The following is a 23,343-nucleotide window of genomic DNA, read 5'->3' on the forward strand; positions in this document are numbered from 1 at the left end:
GAAGTGGCAGACGACGCGACTGGCGGAGACGAGCGCAGTCCCGAGGACGAGTTCCAGGAGCTGATTCGTCAGCTCTTCGGCGGCGGGACCGGCGATCTGGATGCGGAGCAGCTGTCCCGCCTCTCGGGCATGAACATCGACCCCGCCATGATGCAGGCGGTGATGCGGCAGCTGCAGGGTGCTTTCGCCGGCGGCGGCGAAGGCGGCATCTCGTGGGAGATGGCGACGCGACAGGCCCTGCACATCGCCAACCAGGACGGTCTCGGCGTGACCACGGGCCAGCGGACGGACCTCGACCAGGCGTTCGCGCTCGCGACGCTGTGGCTGAGCGAGGCGACGACGATCTCGGAGCTGCCCTCCCCACCTCAGGTCATCACGCGCGGCGCCTGGGTCGAGGCGACCCTCCCGGTCTGGCAGGAGCTCGCCGAGCCCGTGGCCACGAGCATCGCCGACGCCCTCACGGCGGCCCTCAGCGAGCAGGCCCCCGAAGACATGCAGGGGCTGGTGCAGGGCGCCGGACGCCTCATGCGCACCGTCGGCGGGTCGCTCTTCGCCTCGCAGCTGGGCCAGGTCGTCGGCAATCTCTCGAAGGAGGTCGTCAGCGGCGGCGATGTCGGCATCCCGCTCATGCCGGACGGGCAGGCCGCGATCCTTCCGCAGAACTTCGCCGACTTCGGCCAGGGCCTCGAGGTGCCCGACGACCAGCTCGCCCTGTACGCCGCGACGCGAGAGCTCGCGCACGCACGGCTGTTCCGCCACGCGCGGTGGCTGCGTCTTCATGTCATCTCGCAGGTGACCGACTTCGCCCGCGGCGTGCACGTCGACACCGACGCCCTCGAGGACCTCGCGTCTCGCTTCGACCCGTCGGAGCCCGAGGAGCTGCGCCGCGCGCTCGAGAGCGGCGCCCTGCTGCCCGCGCGCTCGGAGGCGCAGAACGCGGCGCTGGCGCGGCTGGAGCACCTGCTCGCCACGATCGAAGGCTGGGTCGAGATCGTGACCGAGGATGCGACGTCGCGGCTCCCGTCCGCTCAGCGCATCGCCGAGGCGGTGCGCCGCCGGCGTGCCGTCGGCGGACCGGCCGAGCGCGCGCTGGGATCGCTGGTGGGGCTCGAGCTGCGGCCGCGCCGCATGCGCGAGGCCGCCGCGATGTGGCGTGCCGTGACGGATGCCGTGGGCCCTGCTGCGCGCGACGCGCTGTGGGACTACCCCGACCTCATGCCGTCGGCGTCCGATATCGACGACCCCGCGGCGCTCGTCGCCCGGCTCGAGGCCCGCGCCCGCGGCGAGGAGCCGGTGCGCGACGAGATGGACGACGCGCTCGCCCGGCTGCTCGCGGGCGAGGCCGACGGCGGTGCTCCGGCCGAGGGTGAGTCGGATTCCCCCGACGACGCCGAGGGCGATCCTCGCGAGGACGGAAGCGCGCCGGACGACCACCGTCCGGTGTGACGTCGGCTCCTCCCCAGTCCGTCGACACCCCTCGCGACGCCGCGTGACCTGTGGAAAGCGGCGATCGGGCGCCGTGAGGCCGTCATGATCGAGCCATGCTGCGCCTCGATCCCTCCCACCCGCCGGTGTGGCGATCGCCGACCGCGCTCCAGTTCGGCTCCGATCCGGTCGCGATCCTCGACGACCCGCAGCCGTGGCAGCTGCGCGTCCTGCAGGAGCTCGATCGCGGCATCCCCGATGGCGCCTTCGTGCCGTTCGCGCAAGCGCTGGGGGCGCCCACCGCCGACGACGCCGCACGGCTCCTCGCGCGACTGCGGCGGGCGCTCGCGGGCGATGAGCCGGAGCCGCGGCGACTGACGCTCCATGCGGCCGAAGGCGTTCCCGCGGCGCACACCGACGCCGTCGGAGCAGGGCTGGCGGCCTCCGGCTACGAGGTGCACACGCTGCACCCGTTCGACCGACTCGGCACCCTCGACCCCGGATCGACCGCGCTCGTCCTCGTGGCGCATCGCGTGGTCCCGCCGGGTGCCGTCACCACGCTGATGTCCGAGGACGTGCCGCACATCCCCGTCGTGCTGACCGGCTCGGGGGCCGAGATCGGCCCGGTGGTCGCGCCCGGCGTCACGGCGTGCCTGTCGTGCGTGGCCGCTCACCGCCGCGACGACGATCCGGCGTGGCCGGCCGTCGCCGCCCAGCTGATCGGGCGCCCGGTCGATGCGGGCCGCGCGGTGACGTGGGAGGCGGGGATGGTGGCGGGACGCCTCATCGAGGAGCGCGCACGGAACCCCGCGCAGCCGAGGAACCGCTCGGTGATCCTGCGCGCCGGCTCGCTGCACCGGAACGTGAGGGTGCACCGGCCGCACGCAGAGTGCCGCTGCCGATCTCTCGCAGAAAGCGGGACGGCTGTCGCTCCCGTCCCCCTCGGGACCACGTCAGCGACAGCGTTCGCCCAGCCCGCGTGATCCCGACGTACGCGAGGCGGCGCTCTTCGTCCACTTGCTCGAAGGTCGTCGCGTACGAGATCGGGAGCAGTCCCTCGGCGACGCCGACGAGATGCACATGCCCCCACTCGAGACCCTTCGCCGCGTGCAGCGTCGCGAGGGTGACGGTGCGTCGCGCGGGCTCGTCGTGGCTCTTCGCCCGCGCGGCGAGGTCGTCGGTGAAGGCGCGCAGCGTGGTGCCCTCGGGCGCCTCCTGGGCCAGCCGGAGCAGCGCGGCGCGCGCCTCCCACGCGTCGCGCAGCGCTCCCCCGGCCTGCGGCGGATCGTCGGTCAGACCGAGCGAACGGAGGACGTCGCGAACGGTGTCGACGAGACCGCCCTCGATCGGCGCCACCGAGGCCCCGCGCAGCGCCATGATGCCCTGGCGGACCTCGGGCAGATCGAAGAAACGGCGTCCGCCGAGCACCGTGGCGGCGATGCCCGCGTCGGCCAGCGCCGCGAGGAGCTCCGCCGACTGCGCGTGCGAGCGGTACAGCACGGCGATCTCGCGCGGGTCCACGCCGTCGGCGATCTGCGCGGCGATGCGCGCGGCCACCGCGCGCGCCTCGGAGCGGTCGTCGTCGAACGCCGTCACCGTCGGCACCGCCGTGGAGGCCTCGACGACGGCGGCAGCACCGTCGTCGGAGCCAGCTGCGGTCAGCTGAAGGGCGCCGGGTCTGCCACGCATGAGCTCGTTGGCGACCGCGAGGATCGGCGCGTCCGAGCGATAGTTGGTCTCGAGCCGCACCAGTCGCGCCTCCTCGTACTTCTTGTCGAAGTCGAGGAGGAACCGCGCCTCGGCGCCCGCGAACGAGTAGATCGTCTGGCTCGCGTCGCCCACGACGCACAGGTCGCGGCGGTCGCCGAGCCACAGCTCGAGCAGGCGGTTCTGCAGCGGCGAGACGTCCTGGAACTCGTCCACGGTGAAGTGCCGGTACTGCTCCCTGACGGCCTTGGCCACCTGGGGCTCGGCCTCGAGCATGCCGGCGCACGCGAGGAGGACGTCCTCGAAGTCCAGCTGCCGCCGCTCGTCCTTGAGCTTCTCGTACGCACGCTGAAGCGCGACCACCCGGTCCACTCCGAGGCGACCGACTCCGCCGGGGCGGGCCGCGGCGTACTCGTCGATGCCGAGCATCGAGACCTTGCGCCACTCGATCTGCGACGCGACGTCGCGCAGCGTCGCGACATCCGGATCCAGTCCGATGCCGTCCGCGGCATGCGCGAGCAGGCGCACCTTGTTGTCGACGATGGCGGGCGCGGTGTCACCAGCGAGAGTCGGCCAGAAGAAGTTGAGCTGCGCCAGCGCAGCCGCGTGGAACGTGCGCGCCGCGACTCCCTCGACGCCCAGCGCACGCAGGCGTCCGCGCATCTCACCCGCCGCCTTCGCGGTGAACGTCACGGCCATGACGCGGCCGGGCGAGTAGGCGCCGGTGTCGACGCCGTGCGCGATGCGGTGGGTGATGACGCGCGTCTTCCCCGTGCCCGCACCGGCGAGCACCACCACCGGCCCTCGCAGCGCGGTGACCGCCTCGAGCTGCCGGTCGTCGAGTCCGGCGAGGGCGCGGCTGCTCACGGCGCCTCCGCGTGCCAGTCCGCGATGAGGCGATGCGCGATCGAGGCGCGCCCGGGCAGCACGACTTCGCCCTCCCCCGCGAGCGCGCGTCCGATCTCATCCCGCGTGAACCAGCGCACCGCCGCGATCTCGTCGCCATCGGCCCGGGCCGCGCGGTCGTCGAGCGCGGCGGCGAGGAAGCCCACCATGAGCGACCGTGGGTACGGCCACGCCTGCGATCCGCGGTACGACACGGTCCCCACCACGATCCCGGACTCCTCCTCCACCTCGCGGCGTACCGAAGCCTCGAGCGACTCGCCCGCCTCGACGAAGCCCGCGAAGCACGAGTACCGGTCCGCGCCCCACAGCGCGTTGGACCCGAGCAGGAGGAGGTCGGGGTCGTGAGCGCTCGTGATCGCCACGATCACCGCCGGGTCCGTGCGGGGGAAGTGCTGCCTCGAGCACGACGGACACACCCGCGACCACCCCGCATCGGCGAGGGCGGTCAGTGCGCCGCAGGCGGGGCAGTAGGACGCGTCGAGCAGCCACCGTCCGAGACTCAGCGCCTCGACGAAGGCGCCGGCGTCGAGGTCGGTGAGCACGCCGCCGACCTTGCGCAGCCCCGCCCACCCGGCGGGGGCAGCGAACGGCTCGTGCGGCTGCGCCGGGAACACGGCCGCGAGCGCGGCGGCGCCGTCGTCGTGGCGTCCGAGGAACGCCCACTCGGCGGCGCCCGGCACATCGGCCGGCGACACCCACAGCAGCTCGCTCGGCGACGCCAGCGGCGCCGCGTCATCGGACAGCACGAGCACACGGGTCGATGCATCCGCACGCGCCCTCTCGACGAGCCCCTCGGTGCCGCGCTCGGCCGCTGCGCGATCCAGCCCCGCACGCGCGAGCGGTGGGAGACGCGTGCTGTCGGGCGCCGTCATCGAGGATGCTCCGCTTCGTGGATGGGGCCGGGCGTGGCGCGGGGACGGACGAGCGTCGCCGACCTACCCTGGGCACATGGCACGCTCTCCCCTCACTCTAGCCGCGTCCGTCACGTCGGCTCTGCCGCGGGTCGGGGTCGTGGGAGTCGGTGCGCTCACCGAGGGCTCCACCGGTCGCTACGACTCCGCCGTCGCCGAGCTCGACGACGGCCGGCGCGTCGTCGTACGGGTGCCGGCCGACGCTTCCGCGGTGCCGGAACTGGCCGCCGAGGTGCGCGCGCTCCGGGCGCTGACCCCGGGCGTGAGGGGCCTGCTGCCCTTCCGTGCGCCCGAGCTTCTCGGCGAGACGGGCCTCGGCGACTCGCGCGCCGTCGTCGTCGACTTCCTCCCCGGCTACCGGGTCGACGCGGCACACCTGCCTCCCGGCAGGGGTGCGGCGACGTCGCTCGGCGCTGCGCTCGCGGCGCTCCACTCGCTTCCGCAGTCGGTCGTGCGCGCCGAAGGCCTTCCCGCCCGCACGACGTCGCAGGTGCGTGCCGACGTCGTCCGCCTGATCGACCGGGCGACCGCCACGCGCCGCCTTCCGACGTCGCTCGAGACGCGCTGGCGCCGCGCCACCGAGACGGATGACCTGTGGCGCTTCGAGTCGTCCGTCGTCCTCGGGGGCGCCGGAGCCGCGTCGTTCCTGTTCGAGGACATCGAGGGTGTGCCCACCGTCACCGGGCTTCTCGACTGGCACGGTCTGTCGATCGGCGATCCGGCGACCGACCTGCAGTGGCTGGCCTCCGCGCCCGACGCTGCCGACGACGTGTACGGCGCCTACGTCGCCGGCAGCGACCGCGCTCCCGACGCACGAACGCGGGAACGCGCGCGGCTCTACGCCGAGCTCGAGTTCGCGCAGTGGCTCGTCCACGGCCACGACTCGGCACGCGACGACATCGTCGCCGACGCGGTCGCCCTTCTCGAGTCGCTCGCGGCGGGCGTCGCCGGCGACGAGCTCGTGCCGGACGCCGCGCTCGATGTCGACGACGCGATCGCGCTCCTCGACCGCGTGCCGGGCGCCGCACCGCCCGCGATCGACACCTCCATGCAGACCGACGCGTACGATCCCGAGGAACTCGCGCAGTGGGTCGCGGACGAGCTCGACGACGAGTCGCGGGCGACGGATGCCGACACCGACGCCGTCGCCGGGTCTCCCGCCGACACCGGCTCGCCCACGGGCGACCACGTCGAGCAGGCGCCCGCCGCGCTGTTCGACGACGAATCCACCGCCCCCATCGACCTCCCGGTCGCGTCCGTGCCGCCCGGCCCGCCGGCGGGTGGGGACGCTGCGCCGACGGCCGGTGGCGTGCACGGCGCCGGCGACACGGATGCCGCCGCCGATGCGGAGCGGGCATCCGAGGCGGCGTTGCGACGCTGGCTCGCCGACTGAGACGCCGGCACGCCGACGGGTCACGCGGCCGCGGACGAGGCACTCGGGCACGGCCGAGGGTTCAGCCGCGAAGGATGACGTCCTCGCCCACGTAGTACAGGGCGACATCGATCTCGTCGATCGGCACGCCGTGCTTCACGTGGTACGCCTGACGGTAGAGCTCGAGCTGCAGCATCCGCTCCTGCTTCTCGGCCGGTGTGCGCGGCGCCGCACCGGTCTTCCAGTCGACGATCTCGATGCGTCCGTCTCGGTCGTCGCGACGGTAGACCGCGTCGAGCTTGCAGATCACGATGTGCGGGAGCCCGTCCGGCCCCACGGTCGTGAAGTCGATCTCGGTCTCGACCTCGATCGGCTGGAGTGAGGCCCACTCCGAGGCGAGGAACCGTTCGCGCAGCGCGGCGAGGGCAGCGGCATCCTCGGTCGAAGCCTCCGTCCCGGGCGCGTCGTCGTCGAGCTCCCACAGGGCGTCGTCGAGCGACCCGCCGAGTCCGGCGCGGCCGGATCTCTGCTCGACCCATGCGTGGAAGAGCGTGCCGAGCCGGGTCTGGCGGAACGGGCGTTCCGGCAGTGGCCTGGCGATCCGGGCGAGCGTGCCTTCGAGGTCAGCCACGTACTCCTTGTAGCGCGACGCCGCGATGCGCGTGGGGGCGGTGCGGGCCGGCCGCGCGTGGCGGGCATCCCGCTCGGCGAGGAGCAGCGCCGCCTGCCGATCGAGTTCAGGTCGGGACGCGCTCAGCGCGGCGTCCACCGTCGCGGCGGCCCGCTCGACGGTCTGGCGGCGTGCGCCGAGCGGGTCGATGGGCCACTGCAGCACCCGGCGCTCCCCCTGATACGGGTCGTCGCCGGGCTCGTCGTCGGCCAGCTCGACCCCGAGCGCGTCGGCGATCTCGGCGAAGAAGACGCTGCGCGGACGCGGCCGCTTCGTGCCCGACCAGTGCGAGCCGGTCAGGAGCAGGTGCTCGCGCGCCCGTGTCACCGCGACGTACGCGAGACGCCGGTCCTCTTCGAGCTGGCGCTGCCGGTTGGCCTCGACGAACGCCTCGATCGCGGCTTTGAGGTCCTGCTGCGTCGCCGCCGACTGCCAGGCGAGTGTGGGCAGCCACGTGGCATCGCCGCGGAAGGCGTACGGCAGCACGCCGAAGCCGAGCCACGCCCGGGTGTCACGGGGGGCGCTCGGCAGCTCGTCCTTCACCATGCGCACCACCGCGACCGCGTCCCATTCGAGGCCCTTCGAGCCGTGGATCGTCAGCAGCTGCACGACGTCGGCCTCGGGCGGCTCCGTGCGGGGCGCGAACTCGTCGAGCTGCTCGGCGTGCTCGAGCCAGGCGAGAAGGCTCGACAGCGAGCCCGTCTCATCGGCGGCGAGGAACGCATGGACCTCGTCGACGAACGCGCGCAGCTGCGCCGAAGCGACACGCGCCGGACCGCGGGCCTCGTTCGCCGCCAGCTCGACATCGAGCCGCAGCTCGAGCTCGACCAGGCGGACGAGGTCGGGGATCGGCATCCCGCTCGCCTGACGGAGCCCTGCGAAGACGGATGCCGCCTCGCGCAGCCGCTCGCGCGCGTCCGGCGTGAACCCCGCGAGCCAGCCGTGGTCGGGGCTGTGCCGGAGGACGAAGTCGAGCGCATCCACGAGGGAGCCGTCGTCGTCCCCCGCGCTGCCGCGGATGCGCTCGACGACCTCGGGGGCGAGCGGCTGCAGCGCCGAGTCGTGGCGGGCGATGCGGCGCGAAAGGGCGGCGAGCTCGCGGAGATCCGGCAGACCGATGCCCCACCGCGGACCGGCCAGCAGCCGGATGAGGGACGACCCGGCCGACGGGTCGCTGATCACTCGAAGGGCGCACACCACGTCGACGACCTCGGGCGTCGACAGCAGCCCGCCGAGCCCGAGGATGCGATGCGGGATTCCGCGGCGGCCGAGCGCGTCCCCGAAGCGCACCATGTGCTTCTTGCTGCGGAAGAGGATCGCCCCGGTGGTCGCGAGGCCCTGCGCGGCGCGCTCGGAGCGGACCCGCGCGAACCACGCGGCGACCCGATCGGCCTCCGTGTCGAGGTCTGCGTCGAACCCCAGCTCGACGACACCGGACGGCGCGCCGGGCCGGGGGCGCAGCTCCTGGACCGCGACCGCAGCCGATGCCGCGAGCGGGGCCAGCACGGCGTTGGCGGCCGTGAGGACGGACTCGCTGTTGCGCCAGCTCGTGAGGAGCGAGTACTGCGCGCACGCGCTGCCCGGCGCGAAGGCCGCGGCGAACCCGCCGAGATTGCCGGCGCTGGCGCCGCGCCAGCCGTAGATCGCCTGGTGCGGATCGCCGACCGCCATCACCCCGGTGCCCGCGAACAGCGCGGCCAGCAGATCGGTCTGCACGACCGATGTGTCCTGGTACTCGTCCAGCAGCACGACCCGATACCGGTTGCGCAGCTCTTCGGCGACGGAGCGGTGGCTCGAGACGACCTCGAGGGCGCCCGCGACCTGATCCGAGAAGTCGATGACGCCGAGCCGCCGCTTCTCGGCGTCGTACTCGCGTGCGAGATCCGACAGCAGCGCGAGAGCGCCCACCTTCTCGACCGCCTCGGTCACCTCGGCGTACACGACGGTCCCTTTTCGCGTCGAAGGCAGCTCGAGCACCGATCGGAAGCGGCCGGGGAACGCCGCGAGCGCATCGAAGTCGACGAGGTTGTCGACGCCGTCGCGTGCGATCCGCAGCGCGGCGTCGACGATCGAGCGCACGGCCTCCCCGCGGGTCTCGAGCCGCGGGTCGTCGGAAGCGAAGACGACCCGCCGCATGAGCAGCCACGCCGCGGATTCCGACAGCACGGCGGCCTCGGCATCCCTCCCGATGCGCACGGCGTGCTCGCGCACGATCTGGTCGGCGAAGCTGTTGTACGTCGCGACCGTCGGGCGGTGCAGGAGAGCGTCGTCGTCCGACGTCTGCGGGAGGGCGCCGACCGCGCGCGCGAGAGCGTCCATCGCCTCGTGCCGTGCGGCGCCGCCGCGGTCCCCGTCGGCGCCGGAACGCTCCAGCTCGCCGAAGACGGCGAGGTGCCCTTCGTCGGCCAGCGAGGGGAGCCACGGCAGCAGGCCGCGCCGCTCGAACTCGGCCAGTCTCGCAAGGCGTTTCTGGATGCGCTCCGCGAGCTCTCCCGCGGCCTTGCGCGTGAACGTGAGTCCCAGCACCTCGTCGCGTCGCACCAGGCCGTTCGCGACGAGCCACACCACGCGTGACGCCATCGTCTCGGTTTTCCCGCTGCCGGCGCCGGCGACGACGAGTGCCGGCTCGAGCGGCGCCTCGATGACGGCGGTCTGCTCGTCGGTCGGCGGGAACTGGCCGAGCGCTGCGGCGATGACCCGCGCCGACAGCGCGGGCGCTGACGCAGCGGTCATGACGCGCTCACCGCGCCGATCGTGTGGATGCGGCAGAGCCCGTACGAGTGGTCGTCGCGGCAGTGCTCCTCGTACGGCGCCGTGAACGTGGTGCCCCGCATGACCGAGACGGCGGCGCGGATGCGGGAGAGGAAGGCCGCGCGACGCTCGTCGTCGAACGGCGGCTGCCAGGGCGTCGCGTAGTCCGACTTCGTCGCGGTGGGACGCAGCACCAGGAGCTTCGCACCGCCGGGCGCGTGGCCCACGGCCTCGGGGATCGCGCCGGACTCGAACGCCAGCTGGTAGGCCGCGAGCTGAGGATTGTCGAGCACCTTGGGGTCGGTCTGCGGCTCGCGCTTGCCGGTCTTGAGATCCATGATGACGACGGTGCCCTCGGGGGTGAGCTCGACCCGGTCGATGTAGCCCGAGAGAAGCACGCGGTGCTGCTCTCCGGCCGGGATCTCTGTCGCGGGTGCCGCATCCTCCAGCGGGATTGCGACCTCGAAGTGCGGCTCCGCGCCGATCAGCCGCCCGCCCGCCTGCTCGAACCGGTGCAGGTAGAGGTGCAGGCGCCGCACCAGATCGCGTGCGCGCGTCTGCTCGGCCCGGTCGCGCCACGCGGCCTCGAACGTGAGCTCGCCCCACCGCGCCTCGACCTCGGCCCACAGTGCGGCCTCGTCCGAACCCTGCGCGTGCTCGAGCGCCGCGTGGATGATCGTGCCCAGCCCCGCCGTCGTGCTTCCGGGATCGCCGCCGAGATCGCCGATCACCCAGTTGAGCTCGCACTCCTCGAGCGCGTGCAGCCGCGACGGAGAGACGCGCACGTCTTCGAGAGAGAGATCGCGCAGCGGTCCGGTCGATGTCGGCGGCAGCACGCCGTACCACTCGCGCGGGGCGGCACCCGGAACACCGGCATCCGCGAGCAGCGCCAGCTGGCCGGCTGCGCGTTCGATCGCAGGGAGCGGGGACGCCGTATCCGTGAGTGTCCGCCGATGGCGCGCGACCAGACCCCGCAGCGACAGCGGGTGGTCGAGCGGGAACGGCTCGGGGTCGGGAAGCAGCTCGAAGAACACGCTCGGGCCGGTGTCGTCGTCGTCGACCGCGGTCACGACGACCTGCGCGGTGGCGCGAGAGAGTGCACGGGCGAGGAGTCGCAGCTCGTCGTGCATCGCCGCCCGTCGCCGGTCGAACGGCGCAGCGGTCTCGCCGTCGGCCCGGGTCGCGGCATCCGCGAGCCGCCACGTGTCGAGCAGACTCCCCCGCAGGCGCGTGTTGGGCCACACGCCGTCCTGCACGCCCGCCACGATGACGGTGTCGAACTCCAGGCCGAGCGCGCCCGCGGGCGTGAGGATGCGGACGCTGTCGTCGCGCGTCGGCGCATCGAGGCGGTCCTCGGCGACGCCGCTGTCGAGGATCGATCGCACGAACACGCGCGGGTCGGCGTCGAGCGAGCGCTCGACGAATCGCTTCGCGGCCTGGAACAGCGCCACGAGGGCATCGAGGTCGCGATTCGCCTGGTCCGCGAGCGGTCCGTTGCCGCGGGCGAGCTCGGTCCACGCCCGCTGGAGCCCGCTGCGGTCCCACGCGGTCCACAGCAGCTCGTGCACAGTGGCGCCGCGGTCGAGCCCTTCGCGGAGGGCGGCGACCGTGTGCGCGAGCGTCGCCGCGCGGCGAGCCTCGCGGGTGTCGACGAGGTCGAACTCGAGCGGCTGACGCATCGCCGAGACCACGAGGTCGCGTCCCGACCGCTCTTGATCCGCCCCTCTCTCGTGCGCGCTGCGCAGCTCGGCGTGACGCAGTGCCGATCGAAGGCGCCGCAGTTCGATGGCGTCGAGGCGGCCGAACGTCCCGAGGAGCACCGCCGAGACGTCGTCGAACGTCCACTCGTCGCGCGCGGCGAGGTCGATGATGCGCAGGATGTCGGCGACCGGCCGCAGCGCCCCCAGCGCCCGCCCTGGACCGCTCGAGCGGGCCGGCACCTCACGCGCCGACAGCTCGGCCTCGAGCGCGGCGACCTGGCGCGTGTCGTGCGCGATCACGGCGCATGAGGCCCACGGCACTCGGTCGTGGACATGCCGCTCGCGCAGCAGCCTCGCGATCGCGTCGTACTCCTCTGCCGTCGACCGCAGCGTGAGCGTGCGCACCGAGGAGTCCGGGTCGACGTCGGCGGGCGGCATCCGGTGCGCGACGACGCCGACCGCGCCGATGCGCTGCGTGATCCCGCGGACGAGCTCGCGCTGCCACGCCGTGCCGCGATGCGCGTCGGGGAGGACGTGCACCGCGCCGAGAGACGCCGCCAGACGGGCGAAGTTCTCGGGCGTCGCACCGCGGAACGCCCCGGAACCGACATCAGGATCGCCGAAGGCGAGCACCGCAGCGCCGCGCGCGTGCGCCGCCTCGAGCAGCTCGACGCCGCCGAGCGTGAGCTCCTGCGCGTCGTCGACCAGCACCGCGCGCACGCGGTCGATGGCCGGGATGCCGGGGAGCGCGGAGCGCATCACGCCGACGGCCTCGCGGACGAGCCCCGCCGCATCCCGGTGGGCGCCCCGCATGCCCGCCCGCACCTGGAGGTACTCGGCGAAGAACGACGACAGAGCCGTCCATGCCGGGAGGTCGTGACGCTCCCCCAGCTCGCGCAGCCGCGCCGGCTCGATGCCGAGCGTCGTGCACTCGGCGAGGAACGTGCGGACCTCGGTGCGGAAGCCCGCCGTGGCGCGGATGCCGGGACCGAGCCAGTCCGGCCATCGCGCCGCGCCGGCCGCCTCGTCCTCGGCATCCCCTTCGAGCAGGTCCCGGATGATCTGGTCCTCGTCGCCGCCGGTCAGCAGCTGCGGCGGATCGGCGTCGACCGCCACCGCGTGCGCACGCACGAGCTGGAAAGCGAACGAGGCGACCGACCGCGCCAGCGGCCCTGCGGTCGCCCGGTCGACCGCGAGCCCCAGCCGGTCGCGCAGCGCGGTGGCCGTCTGCCGCGACGGCGTCAGCACGAGCACGGCATCCGGGTCGATGCCCGCCTCGACGAGCGCCGCCACGCGGGCGACGAGCGTCGCGGTCTTTCCCGACCCGGGAGAACCGACGACGACACCGGATGCCTCGGCCGGGAGCTCGATGACGGCCCGCTGCGCGGCATCCGGAGCGTACGTCGTCCGGGCTCGTTCCGGAGCCAGTCCCGCGTCAGCCAGCATGCAGTCGACGGTAGCGCGAAGAGGCGACATCGGCGGTCGCGCCGCCCCCGTGCGGCGTTCGCCCAGAGCGTTCGGCGGGCGCGCGCGGACGGGCGGAGGGTCCTCCGGCGTGTCGTAGAGTTGCCATGCGCCCGGGGAGCCCTCAGCCTTTCGGCACACACACCGTCGCCCCGCGCAGGAGGTCAGTCACGTGGAGATCCGCATCGGCATCGCGAACACCGGCCGCGAGCTCAACTTCGAGACGAACGAGTCGGCTGCCGAGGTCAAGAAGTCCGTCGCCGCCGCGCTCGACGCCGGCGCCACCCACGTGACCTTCGCGGACGCGAAGGGAACGTCGTACATCGTGCCGACCGCGGGTCTGGCGTACATCGAGCTGGGCACCGAGGAGTCCCGGCGCGTGGGCTTCGTGGCCTGACGGAGCGACATGCAGATCCTGCTCGCCTTCATCATCGGCGCGGTCATCGGCGTCGGCATCCACTTCCAGCTCCACCAGCGGCTGACGCGCGGCGTGGTCCTCGCCCCCATGATCGGCGCGGTGTCGGCCGGGCTCGCGTGGACGATCCTCACGTGGGCGGGCATCGGCGTCGACACGCCGTGGCCGTGGCTGGCGGCGCTCGTCGTGCCGATCGTCGTCACCTACCCGGCGATCCTCCTCACGTCGCGCGTGCGCGTCGCGCGCGACGCCCGCGAACGCGAGCGCCTGGGCATCAGCTGACCCGGACCCGACGGCGTCAGGTTCCGCCCGAGCGCGTCAGGCCGCGAGGCCCATCGCGTCCATGCGGCGGGAGTGCGCCGCCATGAGCTCGGTGAACACCGGCTCGACCTTCTCCTGGTGCGCCGCCACGAGTGTCGTGGGCCGAAGCGCCGCACGGGCGATGAGGAGCGTGTCGCCGACGAGCCGGCGTCCCCACAGCGCCAGCAGCGACTTGAGCTCGAGATCGCTCGCGATGGCCTGCGCGATGAGGTCGACGATGGCCTGGCGGTCGTCGTCGGCCTGGAGGATGCGCTCGACCTGGTCGCCCGTCTCGCCGTAGCTCGCGGAGAGCGCGAGGTAGAAGTCGTCGAGCATGCCCGCGGTGATGTGCACCGACAGCATGGTCTCCTGCGGCCGGACGCCGTGCGTGGCCGTGCGGAACGCGTCGAGAGGCTCGCGGAACGGCGCCATGACGGCGGTCGGGTCGTCGCCGCGCTCGCGGATGAGCGCGACGAGCGCCTCGTGCTTGGTGAGCGCGGCCCCCGCGGCTCGCGAGACGGCCTCCTTCTCGGCGAGCTCCGGAGTCGTCTGGATGAGCTCGCTGAGCGTCTCGAAGAACCCGAGCTGAAGGTAGGCGGCCTGGCCGAGGAATGTGTCGATGTCGGGTGCGAGCTCTTCGAAGTCGACGCGATTCGCGCCGTTCAGCTCGTCGCGCGAGCGGAGCTGAAGCTTGCGCCCGCCCTCACGCCGCTGCCAGAACCACTTCACCACGCATGACAGCCTAAGGCGTCCGGTATCGTGGACCCCGGCCCCGGCGTCGGATCGGGGCGCCCGCGCCTGTGGCTGAGAGAAGGGCGTGGATCGCACTTCCGCCCGCGCAGGGGCATTCGTCACCGCGCCAGGGCACGGACCAGGCAGCATCTCACTGCCGGACAGGCTTACATCGTGACGACCTTCGCCGACCTCGGCGTCGATCAGGACATCGTCGACGCGCTCTCCGCAAAGGGCATCATCGACGCGTTCCCCATCCAGGAGCAGACCATCCCTCTCGGCCTCCCCGGCCAGGACATCATCGGGCAGGCCAAGACCGGAACCGGCAAGACGTTCGGCTTCGGCATCCCCGTGGTCCAGCGCCTCGGCATCGACCCCGCGCCCGGTGTCAAGGCGCTCATCGTCGTGCCGACGCGCGAGCTCGCGGTGCAGGTGTACGAAGACATGGACATGCTGACCTCGAATCGCTCGACGAGCGTCGTCGCCATCTACGGCGGCAAGGCGTACGAGGGTCAGATCGACCAGCTGAAGGCCGGCGCGCAGATCGTCGTGGGAACGCCTGGCCGTCTCATCGATCTCAACAACCAGCGGCTGCTCGACCTGTCGAACGCGACCGAGGTCGTGCTCGACGAGGCCGACAAGATGCTCGATCTCGGGTTCCTCGCCGACATCGAGAAGATCTTCTCGAAGCTTCCCGCCGCGCGGCACACGCAGCTGTTCTCGGCCACGATGCCGGGGCCCATCGTCGCCCTCGCGCGCCGGTTCATGTCGAACCCCATCCACATCCGCGCCAACGACCCCGACGAGGGACTGACGCAGGCGAACATCCGCCACCTGGTCTACCGCGCGCACTCGCTCGACAAGGACGAGGTCATCGCGCGCATCCTGCAGGCCGAAGGGCGCGGGAAGACCGTGATCTTCACGCGCACCAAGCGCGCTGCGCAGCGGCTCGTCGACGAGCTCAACGACCGCGGCTTCAACGCCGGCGCCGTGCACGGCGACATGAGCCAGGAGGCGCGTGAGCGCTCGATGGCCGGGTTCAAGGCCGGCAAGAAGGACGTCCTCATCGCCACGGACGTCGCCGCGCGCGGCATCGACGTCGACGACGTGACGCACGTCATCAACCACACGATCCCCGACGACGAGAAGACCTACCTGCACCGTGCCGGCCGCACCGGCCGTGCCGGCAAGACCGGCATCGCGGTGACCTTCGTCGACTGGGAAGACCTCCACAAGTGGGCGCTCATCAACCGCGCGCTCGAGTTCGGCCAGCCGGAGCCCGTCGAGACCTACTCCTCCAGCCCGCACCTGTTCTCCGACCTCGACATCCCCCACGGCACGAAGGGGCGCATCGCGACCGCGCCGAAGACCCAGGCGGTGCGCACCCAGCCCGAGAAGGCGACGGATGCCGCGGCCGAGGCCGCCGCGACCGGCCCGGCGCGCAGCCGTCGGCGACGCCGCGGCTCCGGCGGCTCGGGCGACCGCGTCGGCTCGACGTTCATCGAGGGCGCACCGGCCACCGTCGCGCGCGACGGTGCGCGCACCGCCCAGGACGACGCACCGCGTCCGGTCGAGGGCGGCGGGACGCACGACGGCGGGGGCAAGGAGCACCACGACGGCCGGCCGGCCCCGCGCCGGCGGCGCCGTCGTCGCGGGGGCGCGGCTCCGGCCGGCGGTGCGCCCGTCGGCGCCTGAGCACAGGATTTCATGCGATCTGCACCCCCACCGATGCCCGCATCAGCGCTATCGTGAGCGCGAGCGACGCTTTTTCGCGTCGTGACCTCGCATTCTAGAAAGGCCGATCGTGCACTTCATCGAAGTCATGAACACCGGGTACCAGTACCAGGGCTTCTGGGGATCGTTCTGGGACATCATCTGGTGGTTCCTGTGGGCGTTCTTCTTCGTCGCCTACCTGTTCGCGCTGTTCGCCGTGATCGGCGATCTGTTCCGCGATCACAAGCTGAACGGCTGGCTCAAGGCGGTCTGGATCATCTTCCTGATCTTCGTGCCGTTCCTGACGCTGCTGATCTACCTCATCGCGCGCGGCAGGGGCATGGCGGAGCGCAGCGCAAAGGAGGCGCAGCAGCTGCAGCAGGCGCAGGACGCCTACATCAAGTCCGTGGCAGGCGGCGCCTCGGGCGCGAGCCCGGCCGACGAGATCGCCAAGGCCAAGTCGCTGCTCGACGCCGGCACGATCTCGCAGGCCGAGTACGACGCGCTGAAGGCCAAGGCCCTCGGCTGAGATTCTGCTGACACCCGCTGGACCCTGCAGCGCCCTCGTCTCCCGTCACGGGTAGACGGGGGCGTTGCCGGTCGCACGCTCGATGATGCGGGCGACCATCGCGTCGTCGGTGGTGTTCTCGCCCGGCTGGTTGGGCTTGCCCAGGCCGTGGTAGTCGCTGGAGCCGGTCACGATCAGGTCGCGGGCCGCCGCGAGGTCCCGCAGCGTGCGCAAGCCCGGCTCGCGATTCTCGCGATGGCCCAGCTCGAAGCCGGCGAGGCCGGCCTGCAGCATCCGCTCGAGGAGCTTCCCCGGCAGCAGGCCCGCACGGCCGGCGGGGTGCGCGATGACCGGCACTCCCCCGGCGCCGACCACGAGCTCGACGGCGGTGACCGGATCGGGGGCGTAGAGCGCGACGTAGTAGTCGCCGCCGGGACTGAGGATGCCCGAGAACGCTTCGGCGCGATCGCGCACCAGGCCCCGTGCGACCAGCGCGTCCGCGATGTGAGGCCGGCCGACGGTGGCCCCGTCCGTGGTCTGCGCGAGGATGTCGTCCCACACGACGTCGTAGTCGCGCCCGATGCGGTCTGCCATCAGCCGCGCGCGATCGAGCCGCGACGACCGGATCCGCGTCGTCTCCGCGCGGAGAGCCGGCTCATCGGGATCCGGCAGGTACGCCAGCACGTGGACGCTGCGCCACTCGTGCCGCGCAGACAGCTCCATCCCCGGCAGGAACGTCATGCCGAGGGATGCCGCGGCCTCGGCAGCCTCCGCCCAGCCCGACGTGGTGTCGTGGTCGGTGAGCGCCACCGTGCGCAGGCCGTGGGCGTGCGCCGATGCCATCACCTCGGCGGGCGGCTGAGTGCCGTCGGAGTACGCCGAGTGGAGGTGCAGATCGCTCGGCCCCTCGAAGCGCTGCGTGCCCGGCATCCTTCGAGCGTATCGCTGCGGCGCGCGGCAGCGTGCTTACGGATCTCCCAGCCTGCTCGCATAGAGTCGCCGACGTGCTTCGCCTGCTCGGGATCCTCGTGACCGCGCTGTGCGCGATCGCCGTGGCGGTCGTCACGTGGCCCGGCTTCTTCCGTGTGGAGCGCATCTTCCCGATCGCCCAGATCGTGTCGTTCCGCGGGGTCGTGGTGCTGGCCTTCGCCGCGGCTCTCCTCGTCGCGCTGCTCGTGGCGATCGCGCGGCCGGTGCGCGGATTCGCGCTCGCGATGGCCCTCGTCGCGGGGATCGGCGCGATCGCGAACGGGGCGATCGTCGTCGCGCGCGGCGGTACCGGCACCGAGCCTCTGCCTGCCAAGACCGAGGCGAGCGTGCGGGTGATGACGTGGAACACCGCGGGCCCCGCCACTTCGCCCGACACGATCGCGAAGATCGCGGTCGCCATGGACGCCGACATCGTGGCCCTCCCCGAGACGACGATCGAGACCGGCGAGCAGGTGGCTATCGCGATGCGCGACCTCGGGCACCGGATGTGGGCGCATCACGCCGAGGACCCCTCCACGGAGTGGGATGCCGGGTCGACGACGCTGCTCATCTCGCCGGAGCTCGGCGACTACGCGGTCATCGAGTCGTCGCTCGACGGCACGAGCAACACCTCCACGGTCCCGAGCGCGGTGGCGATGCCCACCACCGGCGAGGGGCCGATCGTCGTCGCCGTGCACGCGGTGGCGCCCCGCCCGAGCTACATGCAGAACTGGCGCGACGACCTGCGGTGGCTGGCCGACCAGTGCGGCGACGCGAACGTCATCATGGCGGGCGACTTCAATGCGACGGTCGACCACATGTCGGGTCTCGGCGTCGGCGGAGCCACTCTCGGGCACTGCACCGACGGTGCGCTCGCAACCGGGAACGGTGCGCTCGGAACGTGGTCGGTGGGCTTCCCCCCGCTCCTCGGGGCACCGATCGACCACGTGATGGCATCGCGGCACTGGCGCGCCTCCGGCTCGCTCGTGCTCCGCTCGCTCGACGAGTCCGGTTCCGACCACCGGCCGCTCATCGTGCAGTACGAGCCCGCCGGCTGACGCCTGCCCGCCGGGTGCGGGCCGTGCCAGACTTGACGCATGAGCAGCGCAGCCGACCGGACCACGGGCCCCGCGGGCGACACGATCGCCGCACCCGAAGCCGGCTCTTCCACCACCGAGACCTCGACGACCACCAACCGCCGCCAGCCCTACGGGCAGGGATTCCTCGACACGATCTCGACCGGCTGGGCCGAGCGTCCCGAGTCGACTCCGCCCGCCCGCCCGCAGGCCGCGTTCGCCGCGTCGCGTCGCGACGAAGTGTCGGCGGCGTTCCCCGGCAAGCGGCTCGTGATCCCGGCGGGCGAGCTCAAGCAGCGCAGCAACGACACCGACTACCCGTTCCGCGCGCACTCCGCGTTCTCGCACCTGACCGGCTGGGCCTCGGACGCAGAGCCGGGCTCGGTGCTGGTGTTCGAGCCGAACACGTCGGGCGGCCACGACGTCACGCTGTATTTCCGCGAGCGCGCCGACCGCACCACGAGCGAGTTCTACTCGGATGCCTCGATCGGAGAGTTCTGGATCGGCCCGAGGCCCGCGCTGGCGGGTGTCGCCGCCGATCTCGGCATCGCCACGGCGCACGTAGACGACTTCGAGTCGCTGGACGGGGATGTCGTCCTCGACGACGACGACGACCTCACGCGCTTCGTGTCCGAGTTGCGCCTGGTCAAGGATGCGTACGAGGTCGAGCAGATGAAGCTGGCCGTCGAGGTGACGGCGAACGGCTTCGACGACATCGTCGCGAATCTTCCGCGCATCCTCGCTCACCCCCGTGGCGAGCGCATCGTCGAAGGCGTGTTCCACCAGCGCGCGCGCAGCGACGGCAATGCGGTCGGCTACGACACGATCGCGGCATCCGGCCCTCACGCCTGCTACCTGCACTGGACGCGCAACGACGGCGCCGTGATGCCGGGCGACCTCATCCTCATCGACGCGGGCGCCGAGATCGACAGTCTGTACACCGCCGACATCACCCGCACGCTCCCCGTGAGCGGTCGCTTCACCGACATCCAGCGCAAGATCTACGAGACGGTGCGCGAGGCGGCCGACGCCGCCTTCGCGGCGGCGCGGCCAGGAGTGAAGTTCCGCTCGATCCACGAGGCGGCCATGACCGTGATCGCCAATCGCGTCGCCGAGTGGGGCCTCCTGCCGGTCACCGCCCAGGAGGCGCTGGACGCCGACCGTGGCGGCCACCACCGGCGATACATGGTGCACGGCACGAGCCACCACCTCGGCATCGACGTCCACGACTGCGCGCAGGCGCGCCGCGACATGTATTACGACGGCCTGCTCGAGCCGGGCATGGTCTTCACGATCGAGCCGGGGCTGTACTTCCAGATCGACGACCTCACCGTGCCCGAGGAATACCGCGGCATCGGCGTGCGCATCGAAGACGACATCCTCATGACCGCCGACGGGCCCGTCAACCTGTCGGCCGCCATCCCGCGCACCGCCGACGAGGTCGAGGCGTGGATCGCCCGGCTGAACCCGGCGCGCTGAACCCGCGGCACGCGATCCGCTCGTGACGTACACCGCGCCCTCCGCGTTCACCACACGCCCCACCCTGTCGGGCACGTTCGGCATGTCGGCGTCGACGCACTGGCTCGCCACCGCGACCGCTCAGTCCGTGCTCGAGCGCGGCGGCAACGCGTTCGACGCCGCCGCTGCGGCGGCGTTCGTGCTGCACGTCGTCGAACCGCATCTGAACGGTCCCGGCGGCGATCTGGTCGCGATCTTCCAGGAACAGGATGCCGCGGCCCCGACCGTGCTGATGGGCCAGGGCCCCGCGCCGGCCGGCGCGACGATCGATCACTACCGCGGCGAGGGCCTCGAGCTCGTGCCGGGCGCAGGAGCCCTCGCGGCGGCCGTCCCGGGTGCCGTGGACGCATGGCTGCTGCTGCTGCGCGACCACGGCACGTGGGAGCTCGCGGACGTCCTCGGCTACGCGATCGGCTACGCGCGCGACGGGCATCCGCTCGTCGCCGGGGCCGCCGCCACGATCGCCCGCGTCGCGGAGCTCTTCCGCGACGACTGGCCGACGTCGGCCGCGCTGTGGATGCCGGACGGTGAGCCCCCTGCCGCGGGCACCGTCGTGCGCAATCCCGCGTACGCCGCCGTGCTGGACGGGCTCGTCCACGCATCCTGCACGGTGCGCGACGACGGCCCGGTGGGCCGTGCGGCCCGCATCGACGCCGCTCGGCGGGAGTGGCGCACCGGGATCGTGGCGCAGGAGGCGTCCGCGTTCCTCGCCGAGCCACACCGGCACTCGGACGGCGCGCTGCATGCCGGCGTCATCGGGCCGCCGGACTTCGCCGCGTTCGAGGCGGGGTACGAGCCGGCGGTGGCGCGCGAGTTCCGGGGCCGGATCATCGCCAAAGCGGGCGCGTGGACGCAGGGTCCCGCGCTGCTGCAGACGCTCGCGCTCCTCGAACCGCTCGCCGACGACCTGCTGGATCCCTCACAGGAGCTCGGCGCGCACACCATCCTCGAAGCGCAGAAGCTCGCGCTCGCCGACCGCGACGCGTGGTTCGGAGACGCCCAGGTCGACCTCGAGGCCCTCATGGCCGACGATTACCTCGCCGCGCGCCGCGAACTCATCGGCGAACGCGCCTCGGCGGAGTTCCGGCCCGGCACGGTAGGCGGCCGGTCCGGCTTCCATCCGCCGCTGCGCACCACCTACGGTGCCGGCGCGGCCGGAACGGGCGAGCCCACGGTCGCCCGCGGCGAAGCTCCCATCGGGCGCCGCGGCGAGACACGCGGCGACACGTGCCACCTCGACGTGATCGACCGCTGGGGCAACATCGTCTCGGCGACGCCGTCGGGAGGCTGGCTGCAGTCCTCCCCCACGATCCCCGCGCTCGGCTTCTGCCTGGGCACACGCCTGCAGATGACGTGGCTCGAGCCGGGGCACCCGTCATCCCTCGTGCCGGGCCGTCGCCCGCGCACGACGCTCACCCCGACGCTGGTGCTCGGCGACGGTGCACCCGAGTTCGCCATCGGGTCGCCCGGCGGCGACCAGCAGGATCAGTGGCAGCTCCTCGCGCTGCTGCGGATCATCGTCGGCGGCTACACGCCGCAGCAGGCGATCGATGCCCCCGCGCTGCACACCACCGCGATGCCAGAGTCGTTCTGGCCGCGCACCTGGACACCGGCCGGCGCCGTCGTCGAGAACCGGCTGGGCGACGCCGTCATCGAGGGGCTCGAGAGACGCGGCCATGCTGTGACGCGCGCGGGCGACTGGACCCTCGGACGCGTGTCGGCGGCAGGACGCGACGCCGCCACGGGCGTCCTGTGGGCGGCGGCGAATCCGCGCGGCATGCAGGGTTACGCGGCGGGCCGCTGAGCGGATCCGCCGCTGCTCTAGACGAGGGCGCGCATCCACGCCGCGACGAGCGGGGCGAGCTCGGCGCCGGTCTCGTCGGCCGGGCGCTTGCGCCCCTTGATCTCGAACGAGTGGCCGCCGCCCTCGATCCATGCGATCTCCGCCTGACGGCACGACGCCACAGCCTGCTCGAGCTGCGCGTGCGGATCGATGAACGGGTCGGTCGTGCCCTCCACGAACAGCTGCGGCTGCGGCACGTCGGGCAGGTGCGCGGTGCGCGCCTTCTCAGGGCTTCCCGGCGGATGCAGCGGGTAGCCGAGGTACACGAGTCCCGCGGGGGCGATGACTCCCTCCGCGGCCGCCATCGACGCCATGCGCCCGCCGTACGACTTGCCGGTCGCGAAGACGGGAGCACCCCCGGCATGCTCGTCCGCCGCGCGGTGCACCGCGGCCCATGTGGCCACCGCGTGCGCCGCGGGCCCCGGCATCCGTCGCCCCGCCTCGACGTAGGGGAAGTTGAACCGCAGCGTCGCGACTCCCTCCGCCTGCAGGCCGCGTGCGAATCCGAGGAGGAACGGATGCCGGTACCCGGCGCCGGCGCCGTGTGCCAGCGCGACGAGCGCCCATGCCTCCTCGGGCTGCGTGACGTCGGCCGAGACCTCGACGCGACCGTTCGGGAGGGCGACCGGAATGAGCAGTTCGCCGGTCGATCCGGTCATGACCCGGAGCCGTCGGGCGAACGTCGCGGATCCTCGGGATCGCCGCCTGCACCGGCGGGCTCGTGGTCGGAGACGCGGTCTGCGGCGTGCTCGGCAGCCGGTGCCGTCGGCTCCGCGGACGACACGCGCTCACCGTATTTCGGCGGTTCGACCGTCTCTTCGGCGGGGCGCGCGGTCTCGGCCGCCGGGGACGCCGTCGTCGACTGCGGCCCGAGCACCTGGCGCGCGCGGTGGACGCTGGCCGATGTCACGGTCACCTCGTAGTGGTCGGCGACCACCTGCATCACCGACGCGTAGTCGCGGCGACGGCGCACGAACGAGTACGTGACCAGGCTCATCAGCATGCCGATGGCGATGCCCACGAACAGCACGCCGACGAACGCCTGGATCGGCACGGACGGCGACCCGATGACCAGGATCGCCGAGAAGAGGAGCCCCAGCAGCAGGCCGTTGATCGCGCCCGACCGCGCCGCGGAGGCGTACCCGAGACGACCCGTCACCCGTTCGATCGAGCGGAGCCCCTGCCCGACGATCGCGATCTCGCGCGCGGGGATGTCGGCGGCGATCAGCGATGACACCGCCTTCTGCGCGGCCTCGTACGTGGGGAAGCTCGCCACGGTCTGTCCGAGGTCGTCGGAGCCCTGCGGGAAACGCCCTCCCATCATGGTCATGTCCCCATCCTCCCACGGCACGCGGACTACGCT

General features: G+C 72.7%; 17 protein-coding genes. 9 read left to right on the plus strand and 8 right to left on the minus strand.

Features of this window, described 5'->3' with window-relative positions; all coding sequences use genetic code 11:
• Positions 1–3: 3 nt before the first annotated feature.
• Positions 4–1,446 carry a zinc-dependent metalloprotease gene (locus AC3ANN_RS10270; protein ID WP_488337308.1) on the plus strand — a complete coding sequence of 481 codons (1,443 nt, stop codon included), beginning with the start codon at positions 4–6 and terminating at the stop codon, positions 1,444–1,446.
• Between the two features lie 762 nt (positions 1,447–2,208).
• Here AC3ANN_RS10270 and AC3ANN_RS10275 read toward each other — a convergent pair.
• Both AC3ANN_RS10275 and nudC read right to left on the minus strand, forming a co-directional pair.
• Positions 2,209–3,999, minus strand: coding sequence for an ATP-dependent helicase (locus AC3ANN_RS10275; protein WP_488337309.1), 1,791 nt, complete (start codon positions 3,997–3,999; stop codon positions 2,209–2,211).
• A complete protein-coding gene (nudC, locus tag AC3ANN_RS10280) occupies positions 3,996–4,910 on the minus strand; it encodes an NAD(+) diphosphatase (protein WP_488337310.1) in 915 nt (304 codons plus the stop codon). Before nudC ends, AC3ANN_RS10275 begins: the two co-directional genes overlap by 4 nt.
• A 76-nt stretch (positions 4,911–4,986) precedes the next feature.
• Here nudC and AC3ANN_RS10285 point away from each other — a divergent pair, with 76 nt between their 5' ends.
• Positions 4,987–6,342, plus strand: a complete 1,356-nt coding sequence (locus AC3ANN_RS10285) for a phosphotransferase (RefSeq protein ID WP_488337311.1) — start codon at positions 4,987–4,989, stop codon at positions 6,340–6,342.
• A 61-nt stretch (positions 6,343–6,403) separates the two neighbouring features.
• Here AC3ANN_RS10285 and AC3ANN_RS10290 read toward each other — a convergent pair whose 3' ends face one another.
• Together AC3ANN_RS10290 and AC3ANN_RS10295 are read right to left on the minus strand one after the other, a co-directional pair.
• On the minus strand, positions 6,404–9,724 hold the full coding sequence (locus tag AC3ANN_RS10290) for an ATP-dependent DNA helicase (RefSeq protein WP_488337312.1): 3,321 nt from the start codon (positions 9,722–9,724) through the stop codon (positions 6,404–6,406).
• Entirely contained in the window at positions 9,721–12,888 is a 3,168-nt protein-coding gene (locus AC3ANN_RS10295; RefSeq protein ID WP_488337313.1) for an ATP-dependent helicase, read from the minus strand. The genes AC3ANN_RS10290 and AC3ANN_RS10295 overlap by 4 nt, the downstream gene beginning before the upstream one ends.
• Before the next feature lie 190 nt (positions 12,889–13,078).
• On the opposite strand from AC3ANN_RS10295, the gene AC3ANN_RS10300 reads away from it, so the two are divergent.
• Positions 13,079–13,303: a DUF3107 domain-containing protein gene (locus AC3ANN_RS10300; RefSeq protein WP_488337314.1), complete on the plus strand. Its 225-nt coding sequence runs from the start codon at positions 13,079–13,081 to the stop codon at positions 13,301–13,303.
• Between the two features lie 9 nt (positions 13,304–13,312).
• On the plus strand, positions 13,313–13,603 hold the full coding sequence (locus AC3ANN_RS10305; protein ID WP_488337315.1) for a hypothetical protein: 291 nt from the start codon (positions 13,313–13,315) through the stop codon (positions 13,601–13,603).
• A 36-nt stretch (positions 13,604–13,639) separates the two neighbouring features.
• Here AC3ANN_RS10305 and AC3ANN_RS10310 read toward each other — a convergent pair whose 3' ends face one another.
• Entirely contained in the window at positions 13,640–14,353 is a 714-nt protein-coding gene (locus tag AC3ANN_RS10310; RefSeq protein ID WP_488337316.1) for a ferritin-like fold-containing protein, read from the minus strand.
• 174 nt (positions 14,354–14,527) lie between these two features.
• Here AC3ANN_RS10310 and AC3ANN_RS10315 point away from each other — a divergent pair, with 174 nt between their 5' ends.
• Entirely contained in the window at positions 14,528–16,048 is a 1,521-nt protein-coding gene (locus tag AC3ANN_RS10315) for a DEAD/DEAH box helicase (protein WP_488337317.1), read from the plus strand.
• A 127-nt stretch (positions 16,049–16,175) separates the two neighbouring features.
• Positions 16,176–16,595, plus strand: coding sequence for an SHOCT domain-containing protein (locus tag AC3ANN_RS10320; RefSeq protein ID WP_488340815.1), 420 nt, complete (start codon positions 16,176–16,178; stop codon positions 16,593–16,595).
• Positions 16,596–16,640: 45 nt separating this feature from the next.
• On the opposite strand, the gene AC3ANN_RS10325 is transcribed toward AC3ANN_RS10320, so the two are convergent.
• Positions 16,641–17,504 carry a PHP domain-containing protein gene (locus AC3ANN_RS10325; RefSeq protein WP_488337318.1) on the minus strand — a complete coding sequence of 288 codons (864 nt, stop codon included), beginning with the start codon at positions 17,502–17,504 and terminating at the stop codon, positions 16,641–16,643.
• Positions 17,505–17,578: 74 nt separating this feature from the next.
• Here AC3ANN_RS10325 and AC3ANN_RS10330 point away from each other — a divergent pair, with 74 nt between their 5' ends.
• From AC3ANN_RS10330 to AC3ANN_RS10340, 3 genes are read left to right on the plus strand one after another with little or no spacing between them, the layout of a single operon-like run.
• A complete protein-coding gene (locus AC3ANN_RS10330) occupies positions 17,579–18,601 on the plus strand; it encodes an endonuclease/exonuclease/phosphatase family protein (RefSeq protein ID WP_488337319.1) in 1,023 nt (340 codons plus the stop codon).
• A 39-nt stretch (positions 18,602–18,640) separates the two neighbouring features.
• Complete coding sequence (locus tag AC3ANN_RS10335) at positions 18,641–20,098, plus strand: aminopeptidase P family protein (RefSeq protein ID WP_488337320.1); 1,458 nt, start codon at positions 18,641–18,643, stop codon at positions 20,096–20,098.
• A 22-nt stretch (positions 20,099–20,120) separates the two neighbouring features.
• Positions 20,121–21,941, plus strand: a complete 1,821-nt coding sequence (locus AC3ANN_RS10340; protein WP_488337321.1) for a gamma-glutamyltransferase family protein — start codon at positions 20,121–20,123, stop codon at positions 21,939–21,941.
• Positions 21,942–21,958: 17 nt separating this feature from the next.
• Here AC3ANN_RS10340 and AC3ANN_RS10345 read toward each other — a convergent pair whose 3' ends face one another.
• Both AC3ANN_RS10345 and AC3ANN_RS10350 read right to left on the minus strand, forming a co-directional pair.
• Entirely contained in the window at positions 21,959–22,639 is a 681-nt protein-coding gene (locus tag AC3ANN_RS10345; RefSeq protein WP_488337322.1) for an alpha/beta hydrolase family protein, read from the minus strand.
• A complete protein-coding gene (locus tag AC3ANN_RS10350; RefSeq protein WP_488337323.1) occupies positions 22,636–23,310 on the minus strand; it encodes a YflT domain-containing protein in 675 nt (224 codons plus the stop codon). The genes AC3ANN_RS10345 and AC3ANN_RS10350 overlap by 4 nt, the downstream gene beginning before the upstream one ends.
• Between the last annotated feature and the right edge of the window lie 33 nt (positions 23,311–23,343).

It is taken from the genome of Microbacterium sp. STRO-2N, assembly GCF_057747775.1.

Excerpts from the sequence above, each read along its gene's own strand:
- AC3ANN_RS10285 (WP_488337311.1), top strand. The coding sequence starts at position 4,987 with ATGGCACGCTCTCCCCTCACTCTAGCCGCGTCCGTCACGTCGGCTCTG.
- AC3ANN_RS10290 (WP_488337312.1), bottom strand. The coding sequence starts at position 9,724 with ATGACCGCTGCGTCAGCGCCCGCGCTGTCGGCGCGGGTCATCGCCGCA.
- AC3ANN_RS10305 (WP_488337315.1), top strand. The coding sequence starts at position 13,313 with ATGCAGATCCTGCTCGCCTTCATCATCGGCGCGGTCATCGGCGTCGGC.
- AC3ANN_RS10295 (WP_488337313.1), bottom strand. The coding sequence starts at position 12,888 with ATGCTGGCTGACGCGGGACTGGCTCCGGAACGAGCCCGGACGACGTAC.
- AC3ANN_RS10320 (WP_488340815.1), top strand. The coding sequence starts at position 16,176 with ATGAACACCGGGTACCAGTACCAGGGCTTCTGGGGATCGTTCTGGGAC.
- AC3ANN_RS10325 (WP_488337318.1), bottom strand. The coding sequence starts at position 17,504 with ATGCCGGGCACGCAGCGCTTCGAGGGGCCGAGCGATCTGCACCTCCAC.
- AC3ANN_RS10335 (WP_488337320.1), top strand. The coding sequence starts at position 18,641 with ATGAGCAGCGCAGCCGACCGGACCACGGGCCCCGCGGGCGACACGATC.
- AC3ANN_RS10345 (WP_488337322.1), bottom strand. The coding sequence starts at position 22,639 with ATGACCGGATCGACCGGCGAACTGCTCATTCCGGTCGCCCTCCCGAAC.
- AC3ANN_RS10350 (WP_488337323.1), bottom strand. The coding sequence starts at position 23,310 with ATGACCATGATGGGAGGGCGTTTCCCGCAGGGCTCCGACGACCTCGGA.
- nudC (WP_488337310.1), bottom strand. The coding sequence starts at position 4,910 with ATGACGGCGCCCGACAGCACGCGTCTCCCACCGCTCGCGCGTGCGGGG.